The sequence below is a fragment of the Pantoea sp. BS_8 genome (assembly GCF_041954965.1).
Classification (GTDB): Bacteria; Pseudomonadota; Gammaproteobacteria; order Enterobacterales; family Enterobacteriaceae; genus Pantoea; species Pantoea stewartii.
This window is the reverse complement of record NZ_JAVAXU010000006.1, coordinates 192,230-215,319: the sequence shown is the minus strand read 5'-3', so window position 1 is coordinate 215,319 and position 23,090 is coordinate 192,230. Positions and strand designations below refer to the sequence as shown.

28 protein-coding genes are annotated in these 23,090 nt (G+C 54.2%); 8 read left to right on the top strand and 20 right to left on the bottom strand.

Going from position 1 to position 23,090, the window contains the following annotated elements; genetic code table 11:
* Positions 1 to 36 precede the first annotated feature (36 nt).
* The 6 genes from rpsL to fkpA form a co-directional block, all read right to left on the bottom strand.
* A complete protein-coding gene (rpsL, locus tag RAC65_RS13730; RefSeq protein WP_006120575.1) occupies positions 37 to 411 on the bottom strand; it encodes a 30S ribosomal protein S12 in 375 nt (124 codons plus the stop codon).
* Positions 412 to 539: 128 nt separating this feature from the next.
* A complete protein-coding gene (gene tusB, locus RAC65_RS13725; protein WP_375096807.1) occupies positions 540 to 827 on the bottom strand; it encodes a sulfurtransferase complex subunit TusB in 288 nt (95 codons plus the stop codon).
* Between the two features lie 9 nt (positions 828 to 836).
* The gene (tusC, locus tag RAC65_RS13720; protein WP_033741534.1) at positions 837 to 1,196 is read right to left on the bottom strand and encodes a sulfurtransferase complex subunit TusC; all 360 of its coding nucleotides are present in this window, start codon (positions 1,194 to 1,196) and stop codon (positions 837 to 839) included.
* Positions 1,196 to 1,582: a sulfurtransferase complex subunit TusD gene (gene tusD, locus RAC65_RS13715; RefSeq protein WP_006120572.1), complete on the bottom strand. Its 387-nt coding sequence runs from the start codon at positions 1,580 to 1,582 to the stop codon at positions 1,196 to 1,198. Before tusD ends, tusC begins: the two co-directional genes overlap by 1 nt.
* Positions 1,582 to 2,304: a transcriptional regulator gene (locus RAC65_RS13710; protein WP_033741536.1), complete on the bottom strand. Its 723-nt coding sequence runs from the start codon at positions 2,302 to 2,304 to the stop codon at positions 1,582 to 1,584. The genes tusD and RAC65_RS13710 overlap by 1 nt, the downstream gene beginning before the upstream one ends.
* Before the next feature lie 158 nt (positions 2,305 to 2,462).
* Positions 2,463 to 3,299: an FKBP-type peptidyl-prolyl cis-trans isomerase gene (gene fkpA, locus RAC65_RS13705; protein ID WP_006120570.1), complete on the bottom strand. Its 837-nt coding sequence runs from the start codon at positions 3,297 to 3,299 to the stop codon at positions 2,463 to 2,465.
* Positions 3,300 to 3,568: 269 nt separating this feature from the next.
* Between fkpA and RAC65_RS13700 the strand changes: the two genes are divergently transcribed.
* A complete protein-coding gene (locus RAC65_RS13700; protein WP_006120569.1) occupies positions 3,569 to 3,787 on the top strand; it encodes a protein SlyX in 219 nt (72 codons plus the stop codon).
* Positions 3,788 to 3,905: 118 nt separating this feature from the next.
* Here RAC65_RS13700 and slyD read toward each other — a convergent pair whose 3' ends face one another.
* The 4 genes from slyD to kefG all read right to left on the bottom strand — a co-directional run bounded on the left by slyD (position 3,906) and on the right by kefG (position 7,232).
* Positions 3,906 to 4,460 (bottom strand): peptidylprolyl isomerase, encoded by a 555-nt coding sequence (gene slyD / locus RAC65_RS13695; RefSeq protein ID WP_054632984.1) that lies wholly within the window; start codon positions 4,458 to 4,460, stop codon positions 3,906 to 3,908.
* Between the two features lie 196 nt (positions 4,461 to 4,656).
* A complete protein-coding gene (locus RAC65_RS13690; protein WP_006120567.1) occupies positions 4,657 to 4,851 on the bottom strand; it encodes a YheV family putative zinc ribbon protein in 195 nt (64 codons plus the stop codon).
* A gap of 23 nt (positions 4,852 to 4,874) precedes the next feature.
* Complete coding sequence (gene kefB, locus RAC65_RS13685) at positions 4,875 to 6,680, bottom strand: glutathione-regulated potassium-efflux system protein KefB (protein ID WP_006120566.1); 1,806 nt, start codon at positions 6,678 to 6,680, stop codon at positions 4,875 to 4,877.
* Positions 6,681 to 7,232, bottom strand: coding sequence for a glutathione-regulated potassium-efflux system ancillary protein KefG (kefG, locus tag RAC65_RS13680; protein WP_006120565.1), 552 nt, complete (start codon positions 7,230 to 7,232; stop codon positions 6,681 to 6,683). It lies immediately after the preceding gene.
* 111 nt (positions 7,233 to 7,343) lie between these two features.
* On the opposite strand from kefG, the gene RAC65_RS13675 reads away from it, so the two are divergent.
* Complete coding sequence (locus RAC65_RS13675) at positions 7,344 to 9,248, top strand: ABC transporter ATP-binding protein (protein ID WP_058701411.1); 1,905 nt, start codon at positions 7,344 to 7,346, stop codon at positions 9,246 to 9,248.
* A gap of 53 nt (positions 9,249 to 9,301) precedes the next feature.
* Here RAC65_RS13675 and tauD read toward each other — a convergent pair whose 3' ends face one another.
* The 4 genes from tauD to tauA are packed head-to-tail and all read right to left on the bottom strand — an operon-like array spanning position 9,302 to position 12,720.
* Entirely contained in the window at positions 9,302 to 10,141 is an 840-nt protein-coding gene (gene tauD, locus RAC65_RS13670) for a taurine dioxygenase (RefSeq protein ID WP_006120563.1), read from the bottom strand.
* The gene (tauC, locus tag RAC65_RS13665) at positions 10,138 to 10,968 is read right to left on the bottom strand and encodes a taurine ABC transporter permease TauC (protein WP_006120562.1); all 831 of its coding nucleotides are present in this window, start codon (positions 10,966 to 10,968) and stop codon (positions 10,138 to 10,140) included. Before tauC ends, tauD begins: the two co-directional genes overlap by 4 nt.
* A complete protein-coding gene (tauB, locus tag RAC65_RS13660; protein WP_033741545.1) occupies positions 10,965 to 11,732 on the bottom strand; it encodes a taurine ABC transporter ATP-binding subunit in 768 nt (255 codons plus the stop codon). Before tauB ends, tauC begins: the two co-directional genes overlap by 4 nt.
* Positions 11,733 to 11,742: 10 nt before the next feature.
* Positions 11,743 to 12,720: a taurine ABC transporter substrate-binding protein gene (gene tauA, locus RAC65_RS13655; protein WP_033741547.1), complete on the bottom strand. Its 978-nt coding sequence runs from the start codon at positions 12,718 to 12,720 to the stop codon at positions 11,743 to 11,745.
* Positions 12,721 to 12,956: 236 nt separating this feature from the next.
* On the opposite strand from tauA, the gene RAC65_RS13650 reads away from it, so the two are divergent.
* On the top strand, positions 12,957 to 13,937 hold the full coding sequence (locus RAC65_RS13650) for a LacI family DNA-binding transcriptional regulator (RefSeq protein WP_006120559.1): 981 nt from the start codon (positions 12,957 to 12,959) through the stop codon (positions 13,935 to 13,937).
* 2 nt (positions 13,938 to 13,939) lie between these two features.
* On the opposite strand, the gene RAC65_RS13645 is transcribed toward RAC65_RS13650, so the two are convergent.
* Positions 13,940 to 14,542 (bottom strand): LysE family translocator, encoded by a 603-nt coding sequence (locus RAC65_RS13645; protein ID WP_033741549.1) that lies wholly within the window; start codon positions 14,540 to 14,542, stop codon positions 13,940 to 13,942.
* A 52-nt stretch (positions 14,543 to 14,594) separates the two neighbouring features.
* Here RAC65_RS13645 and RAC65_RS13640 point away from each other — a divergent pair, with 52 nt between their 5' ends.
* The 3 genes from RAC65_RS13640 (at position 14,595) to RAC65_RS13630 (ending at position 16,765) form a co-directional block, all read left to right on the top strand.
* Positions 14,595 to 15,611, top strand: a complete 1,017-nt coding sequence (locus tag RAC65_RS13640) for a hydrolase (RefSeq protein ID WP_006120557.1) — start codon at positions 14,595 to 14,597, stop codon at positions 15,609 to 15,611.
* A 4-nt stretch (positions 15,612 to 15,615) separates the two neighbouring features.
* Positions 15,616 to 15,834: a YheU family protein gene (locus RAC65_RS13635; protein WP_006120556.1), complete on the top strand. Its 219-nt coding sequence runs from the start codon at positions 15,616 to 15,618 to the stop codon at positions 15,832 to 15,834.
* Between the two features lie 61 nt (positions 15,835 to 15,895).
* Positions 15,896 to 16,765, top strand: a complete 870-nt coding sequence (locus RAC65_RS13630) for a phosphoribulokinase (protein ID WP_054632980.1) — start codon at positions 15,896 to 15,898, stop codon at positions 16,763 to 16,765.
* Between the two features lie 29 nt (positions 16,766 to 16,794).
* Here the strand turns inward: RAC65_RS13630 and RAC65_RS13625 are convergent, their stop codons facing one another.
* Entirely contained in the window at positions 16,795 to 17,199 is a 405-nt protein-coding gene (locus RAC65_RS13625; RefSeq protein ID WP_033741554.1) for an OsmC family protein, read from the bottom strand.
* A 302-nt stretch (positions 17,200 to 17,501) separates the two neighbouring features.
* Here RAC65_RS13625 and crp point away from each other — a divergent pair, with 302 nt between their 5' ends.
* Together crp and RAC65_RS13615 are read left to right on the top strand one after the other, a co-directional pair.
* Positions 17,502 to 18,134: a cAMP-activated global transcriptional regulator CRP gene (gene crp, locus RAC65_RS13620; RefSeq protein ID WP_000242758.1), complete on the top strand. Its 633-nt coding sequence runs from the start codon at positions 17,502 to 17,504 to the stop codon at positions 18,132 to 18,134.
* A gap of 58 nt (positions 18,135 to 18,192) precedes the next feature.
* Complete coding sequence (locus RAC65_RS13615) at positions 18,193 to 20,268, top strand: YccS/YhfK family putative transporter (RefSeq protein ID WP_033741557.1); 2,076 nt, start codon at positions 18,193 to 18,195, stop codon at positions 20,266 to 20,268.
* 1 nt (position 20,269) lies between these two features.
* Here RAC65_RS13615 and RAC65_RS13610 read toward each other — a convergent pair whose 3' ends face one another.
* The 4 genes from RAC65_RS13610 to RAC65_RS13595 all read right to left on the bottom strand — a co-directional run bounded on the left by RAC65_RS13610 (position 20,270) and on the right by RAC65_RS13595 (position 23,075).
* Entirely contained in the window at positions 20,270 to 21,490 is a 1,221-nt protein-coding gene (locus tag RAC65_RS13610) for an aspartate aminotransferase family protein (protein WP_033741559.1), read from the bottom strand.
* An 88-nt stretch (positions 21,491 to 21,578) separates the two neighbouring features.
* Positions 21,579 to 22,154 (bottom strand): aminodeoxychorismate synthase component II, encoded by a 576-nt coding sequence (locus RAC65_RS13605; RefSeq protein ID WP_006122311.1) that lies wholly within the window; start codon positions 22,152 to 22,154, stop codon positions 21,579 to 21,581.
* A 161-nt stretch (positions 22,155 to 22,315) separates the two neighbouring features.
* Positions 22,316 to 22,915, bottom strand: a complete 600-nt coding sequence (locus RAC65_RS13600) for a putative adenosine monophosphate-protein transferase Fic (RefSeq protein ID WP_006120990.1) — start codon at positions 22,913 to 22,915, stop codon at positions 22,316 to 22,318.
* Entirely contained in the window at positions 22,905 to 23,075 is a 171-nt protein-coding gene (locus tag RAC65_RS13595) for a YhfG family protein (RefSeq protein ID WP_006120991.1), read from the bottom strand. The genes RAC65_RS13600 and RAC65_RS13595 overlap by 11 nt, the downstream gene beginning before the upstream one ends.
* Positions 23,076 to 23,090 lie beyond the last annotated feature (15 nt).

Sequence of the window (23,090 nt, the reverse complement as noted above, 5' to 3'; positions counted from 1 at the left end):
AAGTTAAAACGTTTGGCCTTACTTAACGGAGAACCATTAAGCCTTTGGCTTCTTCACGCCGTACTTGGAGCGTGACTGCTTACGGTCTTTAACACCTGAGCAGTCCAGCGCGCCACGAACGGTGTGGTAACGCACACCTGGCAGGTCTTTAACACGACCGCCACGGATCAGGATCACGGAGTGTTCCTGCAGGTTGTGACCTTCACCACCGATGTAGGAGGTGACTTCAAAACCGTTAGTCAAACGCACACGGCAAACTTTACGCAGTGCTGAGTTTGGTTTTTTAGGAGTGGTGGTGTACACACGGGTACAAACGCCACGTTTCTGCGGGCAAGCTTCCAGCGCCGGCACGTTGCTCTTTGCAACTTTGCGGACGCGTGGTTTGCGAACCAGCTGGTTAACTGTTGCCATTAAATAGCTCCTGGGATTTAGCTTTTTGCTTCGTAAACACGTAATAAATCACCTCGTAGAATTACGAGGAGGCAGAATTTTAGGGCTGTGTCAAAAAGGTGTCAAGAAATAACCAGGGGGCCAACGCATTACCAGGCCATTTGTTGTTGATGTTTTACCGTTAGCGCAACGAAAAAAGTATAGTCCACAGACTGCACAACAGGGGAAATTTGCGTGCTCAGCCCCCGGGCATTCAGGTCATCTTCCAGTGCCCAGAGCTTCGCCCCTGAGGCGCGAAGCTGTTCCAGCGCCCTGCTGCCCTCAATCGCCGCCAGTACGCCATCCTGCAGCAAGAGCAGGTCATCCTCCGGCATAAGCAGTCGGGTCAGGCTTTCGATGTCGCTGTAAGTCGGTGAGTGAAATAACATATGCAGCATTAGGTGCTCTTAAAAAGTCAAAATACGGTCATAGCCTGCGAGTTTTTGCCGCAGGGCCGACGCATCTAAAATTTCGGCATCCAGAATGCGTGGCGCATTTTCCGCTAAACCGCGCGACTGCAGCGACGCCCTGCACAGATAACACTGGTCGATATCATACAGCGCCAGCACGCCGAAGGTAGCGGCATAATGCCGGCTGTGAATATTTTCCGGCTGTTGCTCACTGTTAAGCTGCAGAACGCCATCTCCAATAAAAAACAGGCCGATATCGTCACTCAACGCGCCGGTGGCCAGCACCGCATCTAACCCTTCACGTCCTGCACTGCTGCCATGTGGGGCTCGGGTGAATACAAACGCGACACGCTTCATCAGAACTGCACCATCCGCTCGCAACGCAGCGCCGCTTCCGCCAGCGCGCCTAAGCCGGCCAGGGTAAAACCGGGCTGAAGATTCGCGCCCGGCAACGCAAGCCGTGAGGCTTCCTGCGCATCCGTCACGCCGCGCCGGAGTGCCGCCGCCACGCAAATGTTCAGCGCCACCCCATGCGCCTGATGAAGCGACTGCCAGGCACGAACAAGATCGAATTCGTCACTGGCGGGCGCGCTAAGCTGATTGGCGTTCAGCACCCCTTCCCGATAAAAAAAGACGCTTTCCAGCTGGTGTCCCGCTGCCAGCAGCGCGTTGGCAAACAGCAGCGCGCTGGTCGCCTGCTGCGTACCATAGGCCGGACCGGTGACAAGAAGCGCATAGCGCATTAACGATCCTGCCCCTGAAAGTCACCGTTTTTAAACTGGCGGATGTACAGGTACACGGTATGTTTGGAAATATTTAAGCGCTCGGCGACCTGATTGATGGCGTCTTTGATATCGAAAATCCCTTTTTCATACAGATTCAATACGATCTGACGGTTCTTGGCATTATTCGAGACGTTACGGTCGGCGCTCACTTCTTCAATCGTAAATTCCAGCGTCTGCATGACCAGGTCATCGACCGAACTGGCAAAGTTCACATTGGAATCGACCTGCTGCATCTCTGGCGGCAGAAACGTCGACATGATCTGTGAAAACGGAACGTCGAGGTTCATGTTGATACACAGCAAGCCAATCACCCGATGCTGGCGATTACGAATCGCAATCGTGACGGACTTCATCAGCACACCACTTTTCGCGCGGGTAAAGTAAGCGCGGGAGACGTTGCTGTCTGCACCCTGCATATCATGCAGCATGCGCAAGGCTAAATCCGTGATGGGCGAGCCCACTTTACGCCCTGTATGCTCGCCGTTAGCAATACGCACGGCCGAACAGTTTAAATCTTCCAGTGAGTGGAGGACGATTTCACAATGCGAGCCGATCAACATGGCAAGACCATCTACAACGGCCTCATACGATTTTAAAATATCGTAATCAGTTTGCTCGAACGGATGCTGCTCCAGAAGATCGAAGTCGCTCAGTTCACCGGGATTGAATGGATTAGACATTGAAGACATCACCCTACATGGCTGGAGCCTGTCACAGCGGCTACGGGCAGACTCAATATTGGGATAGTTATGCAGGCGATAGTCTGGCAAATGTCGCGGGGTTATGCCAGAGGTTTGTCATAAAGAGAAACCGCCACCCGAAGGTGGCGGCAGACAGATTACTGGGATTTCTTCGCGTCAGCAGCAGGTGCCTGCGTTTTTTCATCCGCTTTTGGTGCCGGTTTGATATCAAGCAGCTCAACGTCAAACACCAGCGTGGAGTTAGCCGGGATGCCCGGAACACCGTTTTTACCGTACGCCAGGTTTGGTGGGATAACCAGCTTGATCTTACCGCCTTTCTTAACGTGCTTCAGGCCTTCAGTCCAGCCTGGAATCACGCCGTCAAGACGGAAAGACAGGGGCTCACCGCGCGTGTAAGAGTTATCAAACTCGGTGCCGTCGATCAGCGTACCTTTGTAGTTTACAACGACTGTATCGCTGTCTTTTGGTGCCTCACCGGTCCCTTCTTTCTCAACCTTATACAGCAGACCACTTTCGGTCTTCTTCACGCCGCTCTCTTTAGCAAACTTAGCGCTGTAAGCTTCACCCTTCTCGGCATTTTCTTTTGCGTCTTTTTCCATCTTGGCTGACGCCGCGCCTTTCACGCGGGCTTCGAACGCCTGCAGGGTTTGCTCGATTTCTTCGTCAGACAGCTTGCTCTTGCCGCCAAACGCGTCCTGAACACCGGCAATCAGTTGCTGCTTGTCCAGCTTGATGCCCAACTTCTCCTGTTCTTTCAGGGAGTTGTCCATATAACGGCCCAGTGACGCACCCAAAGCGTATGCAGATTGCTGATCTTCATTTTTGAAGGCGGCATTTTTTGGAGCCTGAGGAGCAGACTGTGGAGCATCGGCAGCGGCCGGAGCTGCTGCTGTTTCTGCAGCCATTGCCAGCGGAGCATTCAGCGCGACGGCCATGGTGGTAGCTAACAATGTGACTTTAAACAGTGATTTCATCCTTTCTCCAAAACCGAAGCCTCTCACCTCGGGAATCATTGCGGACTGAGGGCCCACACTATAACTTTACGTGGCAATGACGAACACTCCCACAACGTAATTATCTGGTCTACTTCCGACCTTTTTTGCATCAGGAAGTTTCACCAGAGATGATGTCATCTGACCCTTTTTCAAGCTAAACACCAAATAAAAGCGAATAAATAGGGCAATTCTGCAACGCCAGCCTTTAGAATCATGCGCTGAGTAACCCCTTAACAGGAGAAAAGATCATGCAACAGTCAGAGTGGGAACAACGTATTGAAGCGCTTGAAAGTAAGCTGGCCTTTCAGGAGATCACTATCGATCAACTGAACAATACCGTCGTTCAGCATGAACTTGAAATGAGTAAGATGCGCGAACATATGCGCCTGTTACTTGAGAAGTTTAAAGCCAGCGCGCCGTCGATGATTGCCGATGCTTCAGAAGAAACCCCGCCGCCGCATTACTGATCCATCCGTGACAGGCCAGGCTGACTGTCGGCAGGCCCGTTCTGCCGAGGCCTGCTGACAATAAAATGCCGCAAAAAGTAAGGCCACCCGAAGGTGGCCCTGCACTACCGCGTCGGACTTAGTGGCTGCAGCCACAACCGCCCGTTCCGCAACCACCTTTACCGTGGTCATGGTCATGGTCATGGTCGTGATCGTGGTGATGACCATCTGCACCGTGAACATGGCCGTGTGCCAGCTCTTCCGGTGTGGCTTCACGAATCGCAACCACCTCAACGTTAAAGTTCAGGTTCTGACCCGCCAGCATGTGGTTACCGTCAACCACAACATGGTCGTCTTCCACTTCGGTGATTTCAACCGGCACCGGACCCTGATCGGTTTCCGCCAGGAAACGCATGCCAACCTGTAATTCGTCAACGCCCATAAAGACGTCTTTTGGTACGCGCTGTACCAGGTTGTCATCGTACTGACCGTACGCGTCATTTGCCGGGATATGCACGTCAAACTTATCGCCCGCGACGTGGTTTTCCAGCGCATTTTCCAGACCAGAAATCAGGGAACCATGACCGTGCAGATAGTCTAACGGTGCACTCACCGGTGACTCGTCAACCAACACACCGTCTTCTGTACGTACCTGATAGGCCAGGCTTACCACCAGGTCTTTTGCTACTTTCATGATATCTCCTAACCGTTGAGAACTAAGATCCCGTCTCATTGGTCTATTCTTGCGTGCAATAACACCAACCAGAAAGGTTCGGGGCTGAGTACAAGAGGCACTCTTTTTCTCTTGCGACTTCAGCGTTAATGGCGTCAATTGTAACGGAATTCAATCCCGCTGTGTGCTTAAGTTTAAAAAAAGCTGGGCCATTTCGCTACTCGGGATGGAAAATTCCGATCACTTGCTCGTTACTGCGAACCTGATCGCGTGCCTGTTTATCGGCTTCCCGCATTTGATGGCCGCACTTCACACACTCGACGACATCGACATTGTTTTCACGCCACATGGCCAGCGTGTCTTTTTCCTGACAATGCGGACATACCGCACCAGCAATAAAGCGTTTACGCATGCTGTTCTACCTGTGTCTTTTGATTACTGATCGTCATCCCAGTCATGGAACTGACGTCGTTCATGCTGCATTTCACGCTGAAAAATGTCTTCCAGTTCACGTCGCGCCTCGCGGACACGGGAAATCTGCGCCATATCAGAGTGGACAGGCATCAGCTCCCGCAACATGCGCATATCCAGCCGGCGGAAGTGTTGCTGTGCCCGATGAGCCTGATGAGGATGCATTCCCAGCGACATAAGCGTTTTACGCCCCAGTTCCAGCGCACTGGAAAAAGTTTCGCGTGAGAACTGCGTCACGCCCGCCTGCAGCAGTTCGTGGGCTTCCACACGACCACGGGCACGCGCCATAATCTGCAAATGCGGAAAATGTTGCTGGCAGAGATGCACAATCGTCATCGCATCTTCCGGATTGCTGCAGGTAATGACGATTGACTGCGCATCAGCCGCACCCGCCGCTCGCAGCAGTTCCAGCTCCGTTGCATCACCATAGTAAACCTTGTAGCCGTACTTGCGCATCAGGTTGACCGCACTAATATCACGCTCCAGTACGGTGATGCGCTTATTGTTTGCCATCAGCAAACGGCCCACTACCTGACCAAAACGTCCGAAGCCCACCACAATGACCTGCGGCTGATCGTCCTCAACGAAGGGTTTTTCAGTGTCTTCATCGCTTTCATTAAAGCGACGCGCCAACAGCCGATCAATTGCCTGCATAAGCAGCGGCGTGGTCATCATGGACAGCGTCACGGTAACCAGCAGCAGCGGCAGTTGGTCGCCCGAGAACAGTCTGGCTGACGAGGCCGCCGAGAACAGTACAAAAGCAAACTCGCCGCCCTGACTCAACACGCCGGCAAACTGCTGACGTTCAGAGCTGCGTAAGCCATAGATTCGAGCCAGCACATACAGCACCAGTAACTTGACCGACACCAGCGTCAGTACGCCCAGTAAAATGGCGATAATGTGGGTATAAAGCACCCCGAGGTTCAGCGCCATGCCCACCGAGATAAAAAACAGCCCCAGCAGTAAGCCTTTGAACGGCTCGATCGCCACTTCCAGCTCATGACGGTATTCACTTTCCGCCAGCAGAATCCCGGCGATAAAGGTGCCTAACGCCATGGATAACCCCAGCGCATCCATAAACAACGCGGAGCCCAATACCAGCAGCAGCGAGGCGGCGGTAAATACTTCACGCACGCCTGAGGCCGCGATGTAGCGAAAAATGGGGCGCAGTAAATAGCGGCCCCCGACGAGCATGCCGGCAAACGCCAGGACCTTCATGCCCACTTTCATCCAGTCGACGCTGCCGCTGTCATTCCCGGCCAGAAGCGGAATCAGTGCCAACGCCGGAATAACAGCCAGATCCTGAAACAGCAGCACCGAAAACCCTAGCTGGCCCGCTTCGCTGCGGTTCATGCCCTTGTCCCGCATCAGCTGCAAGGCCATCGCCGTTGATGACATGGCCAGACCGATCCCGCCGATTACCGCCGCGCGCCAGTCAAAGTTTGTCAGCCACAGCAATGCGCCAAGAATGGCGGCGGAGAAAATCACCTGCGCGGCACCGATACCAAAGATAGAACGGCGCAGCGCCCACAACTTTGCCGGGTTCAGTTCCAACCCGATGATAAACATCAGAAAGACAACGCCCAGTTCAGAAAAGTGCAGAATCTCGTCGACGTCACTAATAAATCCCAGTCCCCACGGACCAATGGCAATACCGGCCAGTAAGTACCCCAATACTGCGCCAATCCCCAGGCGAGCCGCTACCGGTACAATCAGCACCGCCGCAAAGAGATAGATGACTCCTGCGGTCAGCAGCGTTTGTCCTTCCATTTATAACCCTCCATTCGGCAGCGGTGCTGCCAGCCAGTCGCTATAGGCACGGGCATATTTTTTGAGTAAATCAGGTTGCTGACGGCGCGCCCAGTAAATAATCATCGGCGACATCCAGTGCATACGGCACATCTGTGCGGTCAGCTCAAAAGGTCGCAAAATGTCATTCATGGAATAGCGGTTCAGTCCGTGCTGCTGAAAGGCCGTTTCAGGTTCGCCAGTTGTGACGATACTGCGCCAGTACTTTCCTTCTAATGCGTTTCCGTCTATGCCGTTGGCAAAACCCCGGGACAACACGCGATCTAACCACTCTTTAAGTAACGCCGGGCAGCTGTAGGTATAGAGAGGATGTTGAAAAATAATCACATCATGCTCACGCAGTAGCTGTTGCTCATGGTGGATATCGATAAAAAAATCCGGATAGGCGGCATAGAGGTCATGAACAGTAACATGCTCAAGGGGCCTGGCCGCGTCCAGCAAAATACGATTTGCGATGGAATCCTGCGCTTCCGGATGAGCAAAAAGCAGCAAAATCTTAGGTGGCTGCGACATCCTTTCCCTCCAAAGCGTCGTCATTGGTGCGGATTTCCGCTACCATGCACAACGCAACAAAAACCCAATTATGTTGCACGTAAATTAACATATTCTGACGATACGGCGCTTATGATTGTCTTTTCTGCCCTACAAATTCGCCGCGGTGTTCGCGTCCTGCTCGACAACGCTACCGCCACCATCAATCCCGGCCAAAAAGTCGGGCTGGTGGGTAAAAACGGCTGTGGAAAATCCACCCTGCTGTCGTTGCTGAAAGGTGAGATCACCAGCGATGCGGGATCGTTTACCTTTCCCGGTAACTGGTCGCTTGCCTGGGTGAATCAGGAAACGCCTGCCCTCAGCCAGGCCGCCCTTGACTATGTCATCGATGGCGACCGTGAATACCGCCATCTTGAAGCAGAACTGGCAGAGGCCAACATCAGAAATGACGGAAATGCCATCGCCCTGATTCACGGTAAGCTCGATACCATTCAGGCCTGGACGATTCAGTCGCGCGCCTCAAGCCTGCTGCACGGGCTCGGATTCAGTCAGGAACAGCTTCAGCGCCCGGTCAGTGATTTTTCGGGGGGCTGGCGCATGCGTCTTAACCTGGCCCAAGCACTGCTGTGTCGATCGGACCTGTTGTTACTCGATGAACCGACGAACCACCTCGATCTGGACGCCGTGATCTGGCTGGAACGCTGGCTAAAAAGCTATGAGGGCACGCTGATTCTGATCTCGCACGATCGCGATTTTCTCGATCCGGTGGTGGACAAAATTATCCACATCGAACAGCAGACGATGACCGAGTACACCGGTAACTACAGTTCCTTCGAACGCCAGCGCGGCGCGAAACTGGCCCAGCAGCAGGCGTTATACCAGAGTCAGCAGGAAAAAGTGGCGCACCTGCAAAAATATATCGATCGTTTCCGTGCACAGGCCACCAAAGCCAAACAGGCGCAAAGCCGTATTAAGATGCTGGAACGGATGGAGCTGATTGCGCCAGCCCATGTGGATAATCCGTTTAGCTTCAGCTTCCGCGCACCCGAAAGCCTGCCGAATCCGCTGCTGAAAATGGATAAAGTCACCGCGGGCTATGGCGATCGCATTATTCTGAACGCCATTAAACTTAACCTGGTGCCGGGATCGCGCATTGGCCTGCTGGGTCGCAACGGTGCCGGCAAGTCAACGCTGATTAAGCTGCTGGCGGGCGAACTCGCCGCCAAAGCGGGCGAAATTGGCCTGGCGAAAGGGATCAAGCTGGGTTACTTCGCTCAGCATCAGCTGGAGTTCCTGCGCGCCGATGAGTCGCCTTTACAACATCTTTCACGGCTTGCGCCGAAAGTGCTCGAGCAGCAGTTACGGGATTATCTGGGCGGCTTTGGCTTTCAGGGCGATAAAGTCACAGAGGTAACCGAACGCTTCTCTGGCGGCGAAAAAGCGCGGCTGGTACTGGCGCTGATTGTCTGGCAGCGCCCCAACCTGCTGTTACTGGACGAACCCACCAACCACCTCGATTTGGACATGCGTCAGGCATTAACTGAGGCGTTGATTGATTTCGAAGGCGCACTGGTTGTCGTATCGCACGATCGCCATCTGTTACGCGCCACCACCGATGACCTCTATCTGGTGCATGATGGCAGCGTTGATGTGTTCCCGGGCGATCTGGAAGATTATCAGCAGTGGCTGAGCGACCTGCAAAAACAGCAAACGCAAAATGAGGCCGCGCCTAAACAGGACAATGGTAACAGTGCTCAGGCCCGTAAGGATCAAAAGCGTCGTGAAGCCGAGCTGCGAACGCAGACCCAGCCCTTGCGCAAAGAAATCGAGAAGTTAGAAAAACAGATGGCGAAGTGGCAAGCCCAACTGGCCGACGCCGAACACCTGCTGGCAGACAGCGCGCTGTACGAACACAGCCGCAAGGCTGATTTAACGGCTGCCCTGCAAAAACAGGCTGAGAGTAAATCGGCGCTGGAAGAGGTGGAAATGGCCTGGCTGGACGCGCAGGAAAAACTGGAAGCGATGCTCGCCTCCTGACAGAGGCGGCATCACCTTTCGTCACAACCGTACCGGTGTACTCGCGGTACGGTTCAGTAAGGCTTATCGCCTAATACCGTGGCGCGCTGCATCACTCTTCGGGCCGGATAGTAATCGGCATTGGCGTAGTGCTGAGTGACGCGATTGTCCCAAATCGCCAGGTCATTAGGCTGCCAGCGCCAGCGCACCTGAAACTCCGGTTTCGTGCTATGCGCAAACAAAAAGCCCAGTAATGCATCGCTCTCTTTCTGACTCAGCGTCAGAATTCGGGTTGTAAAACCCTCATTGACGAACAGCGCTTTTTTCCCACTAACCGGATGCGTCCGGATAACAGGATGCTGTACAGGTGGGTTTTTCGCCGCAGCCTGCCGCCAGCGCTGGTGCTCTTCTTCTGTCTTACGGTGTTTATATTCCGGAAACGACTTTGTAAAATCGTGCTCCGCATAGAGTTCAGACAGTAAGGTTTTGAAGGGGGCAGACAGCGCCTCGTACGCCGCAATACCGCTGGTCCATAACGTATCCCCACCCGCCTCCGGCAAGACTTTGGACGCCAGCAGCGCCACAGCCGGAGGCGTCTGGATGAACGTCACATCGGTGTGCCAGTTATCATTATCCGGAGGATTATCCTGATGCGTATCCAGGACAATGATCTCTTCCACGCCCGGCGCATGCGGATAAACCGGATGGATATGAAGATCGCCAAAGCGAATGGCCAGCGCACGATGCTGCTCGGGCGTGATCGCCTGATCACGTAAAAACAGTACCTGATGACGCAGCAAGGCGTGATAGAGCTGCTCAAACTGCGCGTCACTGAGTGGACGCGAGACATCAAGGTTGCCGACCTGCGCGCCGATAAAGGGGCCCAGAGGCGTAATCGCTAACTTTTCGTTCATTTTTGCTCTCCGTTCCAGGGCGTCAGACGGCGCTGTAGCGCACGCAGACCCAGTTCTAAACTACATGCCACAATGGCAATCACCGCGATCCCTGCCAGCACCACATCCGTTGCCAGAAATTCCCCTGCCGACTGCACCATAAAGCCCAGCCCACGCGTGGCAGCAATGAGCTCAGCGGCCACCAGCGTTGACCAGCCCACACCTAATCCAATGCGTAAGCCGGTCAGTATTTCTGGCAAGGCACCCGGCAGGATGACCCAGCGCAGCCGTTGCCAGCGATTCGCCCCCAACGATGCCGCGGCGCGCAGACGAACCTGCTGTGCGTTGCGAACACCGGCCACAGTCGACAGCACTATCGGGGCAAAAATCGCCAGCGTGATCAGCAGTATTTTCGATGTTTCACCAATACCGAACCAAATGACCATCAACGGTAAATACGCCAGCGGTGGCACGGGCCGATAGAGCTCAATCAGGGGATCGATCAGGGCACGTAAAACCGGGCTGACGCCCATCGCAATGCCCACCGGAATGCCTGTTAATGCCGCCGCGCTGAGCGCAATCAGCATGCGCGTCAGGCTGGCTGACAGGTGCTGCCACAACGTCGCGTCCATAAACCCCTGCGGACCGGCAACGCTCAGTAACTTACTCAGCACCTGCTGCGGCGACGGCAGAAACAGCGGCGCAATGAGCCCCAGTGTGGTCACGCTCCACCAGATGAACAACAGCACAAGCAGGCTCACTGTGCTCAGCGTGGCCGTCAGGGAGAAAGGCCAGCGCAGGCGACGACGCCGGGCGCGGGTCGGCACATCGTTAATGATCGCACTCATGCAAATGCCTCCCGTTGTGCAAATACCCGGTTCAGCACATATTCCCGTTGGGCGATGAAATCGGGATCAGACTTGATGCTGCGGCAGGGTTCGCCGTCCACGAAACGCTGGCCAAAATTCAGCGTCAGCGTTTCCTGTACCCGACCGGGCCCCGGAGAGAGCAGCACCAGCTCGCTCGCCAGAAAAATGGCTTCTTCAATGTCATGCGTAATCAGCAGGATCTGTTTACCGCTGTCCTGCCACAGCCTTAACAGCAAGGTCTGCATTTGTTCACGGGTAAACGCATCAAGTGCGCCAAACGGTTCATCGAGCAGTAACAGGCGGGGATCGGCAGCCAGCGCGCGGGCGATGCCAACGCGTTGACGCTGTCCGCCAGATAACTGCCAGATATGCCGCTTTTCAGCGCCTTCCAGCCCAACATTTTTTATCATCTGCCGTGCAAGGGCTTCACGCGGCTGGCGCGCCATACCGGCAATCTGTAATCCGAAAGCGACGTTATCCAGCACATTCCGCCAGGGCAGCAGGCCTTCATGCTGAAACACCACGCCGCGATCGGCGCCTGGCCCCTGAATCGCCTTGCCGTCCAGAGAAATACTGCCGGACTCGACCGGTAAAAACCCGGCGATCAGATTCAGCAACGTGGTTTTGCCACAGCCTGACGGTCCCAGCACAACGACCAGCGCGTTATCCTCCACGCGCAGTGAGATGTCCTGTAATACCGGCTGTCCGCCATAGCTCGCGTTCAGATGGGCTATTCGCAACATGACGATGTCCTCAGGGCTTGACCAGGGGCGCAACAAAACGACTCGTGACAAAGGCGCTGTAATCATTACCGGCCTGCGGCACCTTGCCCTGTTCTTTCAGGAATTGCGCCGTGTCCACGATGGCTTTGTTCACCGGCTGCTGCAGTTGCGCCACCTGCTGGGCGGCGGTCAGATAGGTGTTGCCCTTAACCAGTCCAGGAATTTGTTGCTCGGGCACGCCGCTTAAGCGCGAAAGTTTACTGAGGTTATCAGGCTGTTTAAGCCACTGTTCGGGATGGTCCAGGTAGGCTTTCTGCGCCTCAATAGCGCTACGGGCAAAGGCGGTCACGATATCCGGATGCTGCTGCGCGAAGTCTTTGCGTACCACCCAGACATCAAGTGTCGGTGCTCCCCAGCGCCCGACCTGCGACGAATCCGTTAAAACGGTGCCATCTTTCTCCAGTTCATTCACCGCAGGTGCCCAAACGTAAGCACCGTCAATGTCCCCGCGTTGCCAGGCCGCCACAATCGCAGGCGGTTGCAGATTGACCAGTTGAACCTGAGACGGCTTAATCCCCCAGTGTTTTAATGCCGCTAACAAGCTGTAATGGGTGGTCGAAATAAAGGGGACAGCGATCCGCTTGCCGATCAGGTCCTGGGGACGGGTGATCGTTTTCTTCACGACCAGCGCTTCAGAATTGCCTAACTGAGAAGCCAGTAAAAAGGCTTCGATGGGAAGCTGCTGCGTTGCCGCAACGGCCAGTGGGCTGGAACCAATATTGCCAATCTGGACGTCGCCTGATGCCAGCGCACGAAGCACGCCTGATCCGCTATCGAATTTGCGCCATTCGACCGTCGCACCGCTCTCTTTGGCAAACGTATTATCCGCCTGCGCCACCTTAGCGGGTTCAGCGGAGGTCTGATAAGCCACCGTTACGTTGACCGCGTTGGCCTGAAACGCCAGCACTGACAGGACCGCCGCCAGAATCGTGAGTCGCCCTTTTTGCATGATTTTTCCCCCATCATTTTTATGATGTGGGCAGTGTTGCTGGCAGAAGTAATTTCATAAAGGAATTAAAAGTTATCCCTAATAGAAAGAAATTCTTAGATCATCATCTGCAATAGATTGCCGTTATACGCAAATTAAATTTCAGACAAAAAGCCATAAATTTGTCAGGCGCTCACATCCTGGTTGTGCTATTGATATGCGCTATTATTTGCTCCCCGGTGAGGCTTGCGAGTTCGATGTCGATCGACAAAGTTGCCCTGTTAGCTGGCGTGTCTAAAGCCACGGTATCCCGCGTGCTTAACGCGCATCCTGGGGTAAAAGCAGATACGCGACAGAAAGTGCTGGATGCCATTGCCACAAGCGGCTATCAGCCAAACCTGCTGGCGCGTCAGTTGCGAACCTCGCAAAGTCATATGCTGCTGGTCCTGATCTCCGATATCACGAACCCTTTTTGCTCCCGAGTTGTTCAGGGCATCGAAGCTGAAGCAGAAATGCACGGCTACCATATTCTGCTGTGCAATTCGGCCTCACAGTTTAAACGTGAGTCGGCCTACCTGACCTTACTGACCGGCAAGGTGGTGGACGGCGTGATTACGATGGATGCCGCCGCCGGGCTGCAAAGCCTGATCGATATTATCGGTGATGCGCCCTGGATTCAGTGTTGTGAGTTTGATCCCGAGATTGCGGCCTCGTCCGTCTCCATCGATCATCTGGACGCCGCACGTGATACCGTCCATTATCTGGCCGGCCGGGGCCGTAAGCGCATTGCACTGGTGAATGGCGATATGCGTTATCTCTATTCTCAATATCGCGAACAAGGCTATCGAGAGGGCGTTGCGCAATCGGGGTCAGACTGGACGAATGTCGTCTATACCGAAGGCATTACCTGCGAAGAAGGCAGTCGGGCATTGCAGGAATTGTTGCGTTTAGCGGAGCCGCCGGATGCGGTATTTGCCGTGTCTGATGTGCTGGCGGTTGGCGTGGTGCATGCAGCACTGGAGGCGGGCCTGCGTGTCCCGGAAGACCTTGCCGTCGTGGGGTTTGACGGCATTCCCTTTACCAGCAGCCTGAATCCACCGTTAACCACCATTGAACAGCCCATGTATCAACTGGGTGCGCGCAGCGTGCAGCTGTTGCTGAAAAAAATTCGCCAGCCGCATGCGCCGGTTGTTCGCGAAGTGTTGCCCTGGACGCGCCTGGAGCGCGCATCCAGCTAAGCTCAGTGCCAGATCAGCAATACGCAGGCCGCCGTTAACAGCCCCATGCTCAGGTTAAAGCGTTTCCAGGCGCGGGGACTACGTAAAATACGGCCGATCATCGCACCAAAGCCCATCCAGATAACGCCTGCAACCAGATTGACCATAACCATGCCAAGACTGATTAACAGGACAGAATGGCGATAGCCCGCACCGGCCAGACTAAAACTGGCGACGGCACCCAGCGCCATGAGCCAGGCTTTGGGGTTGATCAGTTGTAATAAGCCTCCCTGCCAGAACGGCATAGGTGCGACAGGCGCCGCATCGGTTTCCAGCTTCTCATAGGCTGCGGTGGCAATCTTCCAGGCCAGCCACAGCAGGTAAAGGCTACCGGCAATTTTCAGGATGAGATGCAGGGAGGGATAAAGCAGTATCAATCCACCCACGCCAAACGCTACCAGCAGCAGCATTAGCTGCATGCCGATCATAATGCCGATCATCAACGGGAGGGTGCGCAAAAAACCAAAATTGGCCCCCGAGGCGGTGAGTAACATATTATTAGGTCCGGGTGTAATCGCCGCGACCCAAAGAAAGCCTAATAATGATAAAAACAGACTGAGTTCCATTAACCCGGGTTCTCCTCCCTTAGTGAAAACTTATCGAAGCTAACAGTGTGATATGGAACAGACAAGCCTTTACAACATGAAATTTTCGGGCCCTGACGACGCGGCGTTCATTCCCCTGCCCGGTCTGGGCAACCCGCACCTGCAAACCATTCTGCCGCGGCTGATACGGCGGACGAAAAGGTTAACGCCACACTGGCAGCGGCTGGATTTACCTGACGGTGACTTTGTTGATTTGGCCTGGAGTGAAGATCCTCAGTTTGCCCGGCATAAACCGCGCGTGGTGCTGTTTCATGGCCTGGAAGGAAGTTTCCACAGTCCCTATATTCATGGCCTGATGCTGCAGTGCAAACAGCGTGGCTGGCTGGCGGTAGTAATGCATTTTCGCGGCTGCAGCGGTGAGCCGAACCGTCTGAACCGGATATACCACTCCGGTGAAACCGAGGATGCGCGTTTTTTCCTGCACTGGCTGACGACGCGCTGGGGTCGGGTGCCCACAACTGCTGTCGGCTTCTCGCTGGGCGGGAATATGCTCGGTTGCCTGTTAGGCCAGCAAGGTGATGAAGCCCTGATCGACGCGGGCGTGATTGTGTCTGCGCCCCTGATGCTGGAACCCTGCAGCGCCCGACTGGAGCGCGGCTTTTCACAGGTTTATCAGCGTTACCTGTTAAGCCAGTTAAAAAAGAATGCCCAGCGTAAACTGCGGGCCTGGCCCGACACGTTGCCGGTGAACCTCATTCAGCTTAACGCCCTGCGCCGTCTGCGGGACTTTGACGACGCGATCACGGCCCGGGCGCATGGTTTTGCCGACGCCACGGATTATTACCGTCGCGCCAGCGCTATGCCGCGCCTTAAGTTCGTGACAAAACCGCTGCTCATCATCCATGCAAAAGATGACCCGTTCATGAGCGATGAGGTGATCCCGCAGCCTGCGCAATTATCTGCCACTATTACCTATCAGCTGACACAGCAGGGTGGGCATGTTGGTTTCGTCAGTGGCACCCTGCGTCAGCCTCGGTTGTGGCTGGAGCAGCGCGTGCCACAGTGGATTTCCTCTTATCTGGATAACTGATTCTGTGATTATTCCCTGGGAACAGGTTTCCCCCGAAACCCTTGAAAATCTTATCGAAGCGTTTGTTTTGCGTGAAGGCACGGATTACGGCGAGCAGGAGCTCAGCCTGACGGAAAAAGTCGCCGATGTGCGTCGTCAGCTGGAGCACGGCGAGGTCGTTCTGGTATGGTCGGAACTGCACGAGTCGGTCAACATCATGCGCAAAAGCGAGTTTCGTGGCTGATGCAACGAACGGAAAATCGTGCTAACAATGCTCATCGCCCGACGTCACAGGGACTTCAACTATGTCTGCACGCCATCCGATTATCGCGGTAACGGGCTCCAGCGGTGCGGGAACCACCACCACCAGCCTGGCGTTCCGTAAAATTTTTCAGCAACTCGGTTTGCACGCTGCCGAACTGGAAGGGGACAGTTTTCACCGCTTTACCCGACCCGAAATGGACATGGCTATCCGAAAAGCGCGCGATCTGGGGCGACATATCAGCTACTTTGGCCCGGAGGCGAATGATTTTGGCCTGCTGGAGCAAACGTTCATCGAATACGGCGAACACGGTAAGGGCCAGTCGCGTAAGTATCTGCACACCTATGATGAAGCCGTTCCCTGGAACCAGGTTCCCGGCACCTTCACGCCCTGGCAACCGTTACCACCGGATACGGATGTGCTGTTTTATGAAGGCTTGCACGGCGGCGTGGTGACTACACAACACAATGTGGCGGAAAAAGTCGATTTGCTGGTCGGCGTCGTGCCCATCGTCAACCTGGAGTGGATTCAGAAACTGGTGCGCGATACCAGCGAGCGTGGCCATTCACGCGAAGCGGTGATGGATTCGGTAGTGCGTTCCATGGAAGATTACATCAATTTCATTACGCCGCAGTTTTCACGAACCCATATTAACTTTCAGCGCGTCCCCACGGTGGATACCTCTAATCCCTTTGCCGCGCGCACCATCCCTTCGCTGGATGAAAGCTTTGTGGTTATCCACTTTCAGGGGCTGGAAGACATTGATTTTCCCTATCTGCTGGCCATGCTGCAGGGATCGTTTATTTCCAATATCAACACGTTGGTGGTACCCGGCGGCAAAATGGGACTGGCGATGGAGTTAATTATGGCGCCGTTAGTAAAACGGCTCATGGAAGGGAAACGGATTGAATAAGCACAGAGGCCAGCCTGGCCTCTGTGAGATTACAGCGCGATCACTTCGTAGCTGTGGGTAATGTTGACGCCTTTGCCTAACATGATGGCGACAGAGCAATATTTTTCCGCTGACAGATCGACAGCGCGTGCCACGGCTTTATCCGAAAGTGCGTTGCCGCTGACGATAAAATGCAGATTGATATGGGTAAAGATGCGGGGGGCTTCTTCCCGACGTTCAGACGATAGTTTCACTTCGCAATCAACCACATCGTTGCGGCCTTTTTGCAAAATTGACACAACGTCAATGGCGCTGCATCCCCCTGCCGCCATCAGCACCATCTCCATAGGGCTCGGCGCTTTATCGCCAGAATTGCCATCCATCAGTACCTGATGGCCGGACGATGATTCCCCCAGGAATGTTAACCCTTCAACCCATTTGACGCGTGCCTGCATAATTTTGACCTCAGAATACCCTGTTTTGGCTCAGCGTACGCTTTTGCCTGGGAAACAGCAATCCAGAGAAAACGCCATCTTGCTGAAGCGAGACAACACAAGACAGTCGACGTAAGCTGTGCTACAAACAGAGCTGAAAATATTTTTCGTCATCCGAAGACGAAGCCGGGAAGAATGATGCGCACTGCGCCGAATGCAGCCCGAATAATTTCCTGAATGGAAAGACGCTTAACGCTTACATCGCCTGGCAGGGAAACAGAGCCCTGTATTTTGGGCACGATTACAACAGAGGATAATAGCGAATGGTTCTCGGCAAACCGCAAACAGACCCTACACTTGAATGGTTCCTGTCCCATTGCCATATTCACAAGTATCCATCCAAAAGTACGCTCATTCATCAAGGTGAAAAGGCGGAAACGCTTTACTACATCGTTAAAGGTTCCGTTGCGGTACTGATTAAGGATGAAGAAGGCAAGGAGATGATTCTGTCCTATCTGAATCAGGGCGACTTTATTGGTGAGCTTGGCCTGTTCGAAGAAGGTCAGGAGCGCAGCGCCTGGGTACGTGCGAAAACCGCGTGCGAAGTGGCAGAGATTTCCTACAAAAAATTCCGTCAGCTGATTCAGGTGAATCCGGACATCCTCATGCGTCTCTCCTCGCAAATGGCGCGCCGTCTGCAGGTCACATCGGAAAAAGTGGGCAACCTCGCGTTCCTTGATGTCACCGGTCGCATTGCGCAGACGTTGCTCAACCTGGCGAAACAGCCGGATGCCATGACGCATCCTGACGGCATGCAAATTAAAATTACGCGTCAGGAAATTGGCCAAATCGTGGGATGTTCACGTGAAACCGTGGGACGTATTTTGAAGATGCTGGAAGACCAGAATCTGATCTCCGCACACGGCAAAACAATTGTTGTTTACGGCACGCGCTAAGCTTTATTCTTCACGGCATAATGGCAACGTTATGCCGTGAATTATTTGCGTTGAGCCGATGTGGCGAAGAATAATTTATCACCCTGAAGTTAACTATGCCCTGCGCCAGACACTGGTGTTGTGTCTCCCCGTCGCGCTCGGCTGGCTGTTTGGCGATCTGCAAAAAGGATTGCTGTTCTCATTGGTGCCTGCCTGCTGCAATATTGCCGGTCTGGATACGCCCCACAAACGCTTCTTTAAACGCCTGATTGTCGGCGGCAGCCTGTTTGCCCTGGGTAGCTTACTGATGCAGTGGCTTCTGTTTAAAGACGTGCCCTTACCGCTTATTCTTTTCGCCCTGCCTTTGCTGCTGGGCGTGACAGGTGAAATCAGCCCACTGCACGCACGGTTACTCCCTGCCACACTGATCGCAGCGATATTTACCACCAGCCTGATTGGCCGCATGCCCATTTACGTACCGCCCCTGCTCTACATCGGCGGTACGCTGTGGTATGGCCTGTTTAACTGGTTCTGGTTTTGGCTGTGGAAAGAGCAGCCAATGCGTGAAAGCCTGAGTCTGATTTACCGCGAACTGGCGAACTATTGTGACGCCAAGTACACCTTGCTGACGCAACTTACCGATCCGGAGAAGGCGCTACCACCGTTGCTGGCGCGGCAGCAAAAAGCAATCGACCTCATCAATACCTGTTATCAGCAGATGCATATGCTGTCCGCCAGCCGCGATCACAGTCATAAGCGACTGACCCGCGCTTTTCAGGTCGCACTGGATTTACAGGAACACATTTCTGTCAGCCTGCATCAGCCAGAAGAAGTGCAAAAACTGGTAGAACAAAGCCATGCAGAGGCCGTGATTCGCTGGAATGCGAAAACCATTTCCGCCCGTTTACGTGAGCTGGCAGACAACATCCTGTACCACCAACTGTCCAGTCGCTTTGATATGGACAAACAGCTGGGGGCACTGGAAAAAATCGCCCGTCAGCACCCGGACAATCCGGTAGGAAATTTTTGCCTTTATCACTTCAGCCGCATCGCACGGGTACTGCGTACACAAAAGCCCCTCTATCAGCGTGATTTGATGGCGGATCGCCAGCGCCGTTTACCGCTTCTGCCCGCACTCAGAAGCTATCTCTCGCTGCGCTCTTCTGCCCTGCGCACGGCCGGACGTTTTTCTGTGATGCTGATGCTGGGTAGCGGGCTGGCGCTGTTCTTTTCGATTCCCAAACCCTACTGGATTCTGATGACCATTATGTTTGTCAGCCAGAGTAACTACAGCGCTACACGGGTGCGTATTCAGCACCGTGCGCTGGGCACCTTTGCCGGGCTGGTCATTGCGGCAGCCTCGCTGCGGCTGGATGTCCCTGAACCGCTGGTGTTGAGCATCATGCTGGTGATTACCTTTATCAGCTATCGCTTTACCCGCCAGTTTTACGGCTGGTCGATGGTGGGGTTCACGGTCACCGCGGTATATACCCTGCAACTTCTGTCACTTAACGGCGCACAATTCTTACTGCCGCGCCTGCTGGATACCCTGATGGGCTGCCTGATTGCGTTTGGCGGAACGTTATGGCTTTGGCCGCAATGGCAAAGTGCCCTGCTACGACAGAACGCACATGATGTGCTTGAGGCTTTCCAGGACGCGTTACGCATGTTGCTTGGTCCGGAACAGTCTCCCGAGGTACTCGCCTATCAGCGCGTTAACGTTAATCAGGCCCACAATGCAGTCTTTAACTCACTAAATCAGGCGATGCAGGAGCCGGGGTTTAACGCACGCTATTTACAGGATATGCGTTTATGGGTCACGCACAGCCAGTTTATCGTTGAGCACATCAACGCCATGACGATTCTGGCACGCGAACATACCATGCTGCCGCCTACGCTGGCGGAGCACTATCTGCAATGGTGTGAAATTGCGCTGCAGCGTTGCCAGCAGCGGCTTGAATATGACGGCGAAAGTTCGCAAACCGATCTGTTACAGGGAATTGAAGATATCAACGAGGGACCGGTCACAGTACTGGAGCAGCACATCAGGCGCATTCTGGATCATCTTAAGGTGATGCACACGATCTCATCGCTGGCGTGGAACCAGCGACCGCATCATGGTCGCTGGCTGATTCGCAGTCTGGGTCGAAAATAACTCAGGCAGCCAGGACTTTCCCGACCGCTTTGGCAAAGCGCGCCATGCCTTCTTCAATATCGGCGGGTTCAATAATCAGTGAAGGGGCAAAACGCATCACATCCGTACCAGCCACCAGCACCATAACGCCTTCAGCCGCGGCGGCATTGAGGATATCGCGTGATTTTCCGGCATGTTGCGGCTTCAGGGCCGCGCCTACCAGTAAGCCTTTGCCGCGAATATCGCTAAACAGATCGTAACGGGCATCAATCGCCTTGAGTGCCTCGACAAACTGCTGGCGACGGGATTCCACGCCGTTCAGCACGTCTGGCGTATTGATCAGATCCAGCGCGGTTTCAGCAATCGCACAGGCCAGCGGATTGCCACCATAGGTGGTGCCATGCACGCCAGGAGCCATCGTTGACGCCACCTCCTCGGTGGTCAGCATCGCGCTGACAGGAAAACCACCGCCCAGCGCTTTCGCCGAAGTCAGAATGTCTGGCGTGACGCCGTAGTGCTCATAAGCAAACAGCTTACCGCTGCGCCCCATACCGCTCTGAACTTCATCCAGCACCAGCAACGCCTGATGTTTATCGCAGAGCTCACGCAGCCCCTGCATAAATTCTGGCGTGGCCGGCATGACGCCACCTTCACCCTGAATGGGCTCAACGACAATCGCACAGGTGTGGTCGTCGATAACGGCTTTCACTGCCGCCAAATCGTTGAATGGCACATGCACAATGTCAGCGGGTTTCGGGCCAAAACCGTCGGAATATTTTGGCTGGCCGCCTACCGTGACCGTAAACAGCGTCCGGCCATGAAAGGCATTATGGAAGGCAATAATTTTGCTTTTAAACGGGCTATGACGTTTACAGGCATAATAACGCGCCAGCTTAAACGCGGCCTCGTTGGCTTCTGCGCCGGAGTTGGCAAAAAACACTCTGTCCGCGAAGGTGGCGTTAATCAGTTTGCTGGCCAGGCGCAAAGCCGGTTCATTGGTGAACACATTGCTGGTGTGCCACAGGGTTTCGCCCTGTTTCTTCAGGGTTTCAATCAGCGCCGGGTGACAATGGCCCAGCGCGGTGACGGCAATCCCACCCGAGAAGTCGATATACTCTTTACCCTGCTGATCCCACACCCGGCTTCCTTTGCCTTTTACCGGTACAAACTGCGCAGGTGCATAAACAGGCAAAATAACCTGATCGAACGTTTCCCGTGTTACCGCAATGTTTTCCGCTGCCATTGACAACCTCGCAAACTGATGAGTTGATTCATGATGAAATAATAATCATGAAATATGCATAAAAAATCACTTAAAGGCAAACACAACTTTACTGTTGCAGGAAATTAGCGAGCAGTTGATGTCCCTGTTCGCTGAGGATACTTTCAGGATGAAACTGCACGCCTTCCAGTGCCAGCGTTTTATGACGGATGCCCATAATTTCGTCGGGCTGACCGTCACGTAAACTCCATGCGGTGACGTCAAATTCATCAGGCAGCGTATCGGCTTTCACAATCAGCGAGTGATAACGCGTTACGGTCAGCGGTTGATTCAGACCGCGAAATACACCACAGCCGTTATGCTGAACAGCAGACGTCTTACCGTGCATGACTTCGCGCGCACGCACGACCTGCGCACCAAACACCTGGGCGATTGCCTGATGCCCCAGACAAACGCCCAGCACCGGCAGGCGACCGGCGAAGTGGCGAATGGCCTGTAATGAGATCCCGCTCTGATCGGGCGTACAGGGGCCGGGTGAAATCACCAGGTGGGTTAACGGCAACGCCGTCATTTCATCCAGAGTGATGGCATCATTTCTTACCACCTGAACGTTCGCGCCCAGTTGGCAAAAATACTGGTACAGGTTCCAGGTGAAAGAATCGTAATTATCAATAAGCAGCAGCATGGTTATGATTTCAGGCAGATCAGAAGGATACGTACAAGGCCCGGCATCCGGAATGAGGACCAGAGCCGTATCTTATCATGCGGTGTGACCTGAGTGTGATGTGAGGAAAACAGACTACCAGGCGCAGGGAGACGCGCTCGCCTCCCTGGCGGGATCGGGGTTCAGACAGGATGCGCTTCGCTGACGATGCTGGCAAAGACGTCTTCCAGCGGTTGTAAATCCCCTGCCGCACCGGCCTGACTGGCGCTGACCCATTCTTCCGGATTCAGTTTTTCCCATTCCAGCAGGTAACCTGCATGCAGGGCCAGTTGCTCAAAGAAAATACGCTGCGCCCGGCCATTACCTTCGCGAAAAGGATGAAGCATATTGATTTCGCAATAATACCAGGCGACGCGTTTCGCAAACTCAGCTAAAGGCAGATCGGCCAGGCCGTTCTCTTCTTCTAGCGCGGCCATGAGTGCATTACCCTCTTTTTCGATATATTCGAAGTGACAAAAAGGGGTTTCGTCGCGCCAGATGTCCAGCGTGCGGAGTTCGCCAGCCCAACTGTAGACATCCTGAAACAGCGTACGGTGAATGTGACACAGGTAAGGCAGGCCGATTTTGGGTGGGCCCAGTTCAAGCGTGGCAAGCCGGGCGGCGCTAAAGCTCAGTTCCGCTTTACGTAACTGTGCCTCATCATGAATATCGAGACGATTTTTGAGGACCGTGTCGTTTTGCCACAGGTAGGGATCCTGCGTGACGGCAGTATTAGCAGCCATATTGCCTCCTTAATGAGGCCAGACGGGCTTCCGCCTCTTCACCCTTAACCTCCGGTTCCGTCAGGGTAAAGCCTTCAAGCCGACAGCTTGCCCGATAGCTGGCATTCCGCCGCTGTCGCCAGAGCGCTGCCTTCTGTTTGTCTGTGAGTGTATTTGCCATACCGCCTCCTGCTCA